Below are 2775 nucleotides of genomic sequence, written 5' to 3'. Positions count from 1 at the left end.
TGCTGATCTGCCAGAAGCATCTGGCGCCACGGGTGCTGGAAGCGCTGGCGGAATATTCGGCGGCGGTGGCGTAAACCGCACACAAAAAAAGGCCATGCCCCGGGGCATGGCCTTTTCTTTAACTGTGCGGTTTACGCCACCGCCGCCGAATATTCCGCCAGCGCTTCCAGCACCCGTGGCGCCAGATGCTTCTGGCAGATCAGCAGATCCGGCAGATACGGGTTGGCATTGTTGTAGACCAGCGGCGAACCATCGGCGCGGGAGGCGTGCAGCCCGGCCTTAAGCGCCACGGCGGCAGGGGCGCAATTGTCCCACTCATACTGCCCGCCCGTATGCAAATAGATTTCTGCTCCGCCGCGCAACACTTCCATGGCTTTTGCGCCCGCCGAGCCCATGGGGACCAGCTCCGCGCCCAGCGCCTCCGCCACCGCCACGGCCTCCTTGGCCGGACGGGTGCGGCTGACCAGCACACGCAGTTTTTCCGGCACTGGCGGCAATGTTTGCGGCTCAGAGCACAGCGTTAGCCCCAGCCCGGGCAGCGCCACCGCGCCCACCTCCGGCTTGCCGTCAATGGCAAGCGCAACATGCACCGCCCAATCCGTCCGGCGCTCGCCATATTCGCGCGTGCCGTCCAGCGGGTCGACGATCCACACACGCGAGGCCGCCAGCCGCGCCCCGTTGTCCTTCTCCTCCTCGGAGAGCACGGCATCATCCGGGCGCTGCTGCTTCAACGCCTCCATGATGAAGGCATTGGCCACGCGGTCCCCCGCCTTGCCCAGCGCCTTCTCCGCGAATAGCCCGGAAGCCTGCAACTCAAGCAGCAGCTTGCCGGCCGTGGCCGCGATCTGCTTCGCAAGTTCCAGATCGGTCACGGGATCAGCCTTTCGATGATCATATCCGCCGCCTGTTCCGGCGTGATCTTCGAGGTGTCGATATGAATCTCCGGGGTCTCCGGCGGCTCATACGGGCTGTCGATGCCGGTGAAGTTCTTCAGCTCGCCGGAACGGGCCTTCTTGTACAGCCCCTTCACGTCGCGCCGCTCGGCTTCTTCCAGCTTGGTGTCGATGAAAATCTCGACGAACTCGCCCGGCTGCATCATTTGGCGCACCATCTCTCGCTCCGAGCGGAACGGCGAGATGAAGGCCGTCAGCACGACCAGCCCGGCATCGGTCATCAGCCTCGCCACCTCGCCCACGCGGCGGATGTTCTCGATCCGGTCCGCCTGGGTAAAGCCAAGATCCTTGTTCAAGCCATGGCGCACATTGTCGCCATCGAGCAGGAACGTGTGCCGGTTCATCCGCACCAGCTTCTTCTCGACAAGGTTGGCGATGGTGCTCTTGCCCGCGCCCGAGAGCCCGGTGAACCACAGCACAGCCGGCTTCTGGTTCTTGAGCTTCGCATGCACCTCGCGCGAGATATCCAGCGCCTGCCAATGCACGTTCTGCGAGCGGCGCAGCGCGAAGTGGATCATGCCCGCGCCCACGGTCGCGTTCGTCATCTTGTCGATGATGATGAAGCCGCCCAGCGTACGATTGGCTTCGTACGCCTCGAACGGGATCGGCCGGTCGGTGGCGACATTGGCGACACCAATGGCGTTCAGCTCCAGCGTCTTCGCCGCCATGTGCTCCAGCGTGTTCACATTCACCTGGTATTTCGGTGCGTGAATGTTAACCGAGACGGTCTGCGTGCCGAGCTTCAGCCAATAGGAGCGGCCCGGTGCCATCGCCTCGTCGGCCATCCACACGACCGTCGCCTCGAACTGGTCCGCCACCTGCACCGGCGCATCCGCCAGCGTGATGACATCGCCGCGCGAGCAGTCGATTTCATCGGCGAAGCACAGCGTGATGGACTGCCCCGCCACGGCCTGCGGCAAATCGCCATCCAGCGTGACAATGCGCGTGACCGAAGACGTCTTGCCCGAGGGCAGCACGCGGATGAGGTCGCCCGGCTTGACCACGCCACTGGCGATCTGCCCGGAGAAACCACGGAAGTCGAGATTCGGGCGATTCACCCATTGCACGGGCAAACGGAACGGCTTGGCCTGATCGGCCGTCACGTCCAGCTCCACTGCTTCCAGATGCGCCATCAGGGTCGGGCCCTGATACCACGGCGTGTTGGCGGATTTGGTGGTGATGTTATCGCCCATGAAGCCGGAGATCGGCATCGGAATAAAACTCTTGATGCCGATGCTCTCCGCGAACTTGCGGTAATCCGCGACAATCGCCTCATACTTCGCCTGATCGTAGCCAATCAGGTCCATCTTGTTCACGGCGAGCACGATGTTACGGATGCCGATGAGATGCGCGAGGTACGAATGCCGGCGCGTCTGCGTCAGCACGCCTTTGCGCGCGTCAATCAGGATAACGGCAAGGTCCGCGGTAGAGGCGCCGGTGATCATGTTGCGCGTGTACTGCTCATGGCCCGGCGTGTCGGCCACGATGAACTTGCGCTTCTCAGTGGCAAAGAAACGGTAGGCCACGTCGATGGTGATGCCCTGCTCGCGCTCAGCGGCAAGTCCATCGACCAGCAACGCGAAATCGATATTCTGGCCCTGCGTGCCGACCTTCTTGGAATCAGCCTCAAGCGCTGCCAGCTGATCCTCGAAGATCATCTTCGAATCATACAGCAACCGGCCGATCAGCGTCGACTTGCCGTCATCCACCGAGCCGCAAGTGATAAAGCGCAGCAGGCTCTTATGCTGATGCTTCTCCAGATACGCGTCGATATCCTGCGCGATCAGTTCGTCGGTCTTGTAGGAGCTTTCCTGAGTTACGG

2 protein-coding genes are annotated in these 2775 nt (G+C 62.5%); both read right to left on the bottom strand.

The features are described from left to right. Nucleotides 1-131: 131 nt before the first annotated feature. Nucleotides 132-872: a 3'(2'),5'-bisphosphate nucleotidase CysQ gene (locus ACLPJJ_RS06305; protein WP_443590095.1), complete on the bottom strand. Its 741-nt coding sequence runs from the start codon at nucleotides 870-872 to the stop codon at nucleotides 132-134. Beyond that, nucleotides 869-2775, bottom strand: a 1907-nt coding sequence (gene cysN, locus ACLPJJ_RS06300) for a sulfate adenylyltransferase subunit CysN (protein WP_443590094.1), incomplete at its 5' end; no start/stop codon positions are given. The genes ACLPJJ_RS06305 and cysN, both read right to left, overlap by 4 nt.

Origin of the sequence: Acidocella sp., from assembly GCF_052326845.1 — a bacterium.
Lineage (GTDB): Bacteria > Pseudomonadota > Alphaproteobacteria > Acetobacterales > Acetobacteraceae > Acidocella.
The sequence above is the reverse complement of the archived record's forward strand: the minus strand, read 5'-3'. Positions and strand labels throughout refer to the sequence as shown.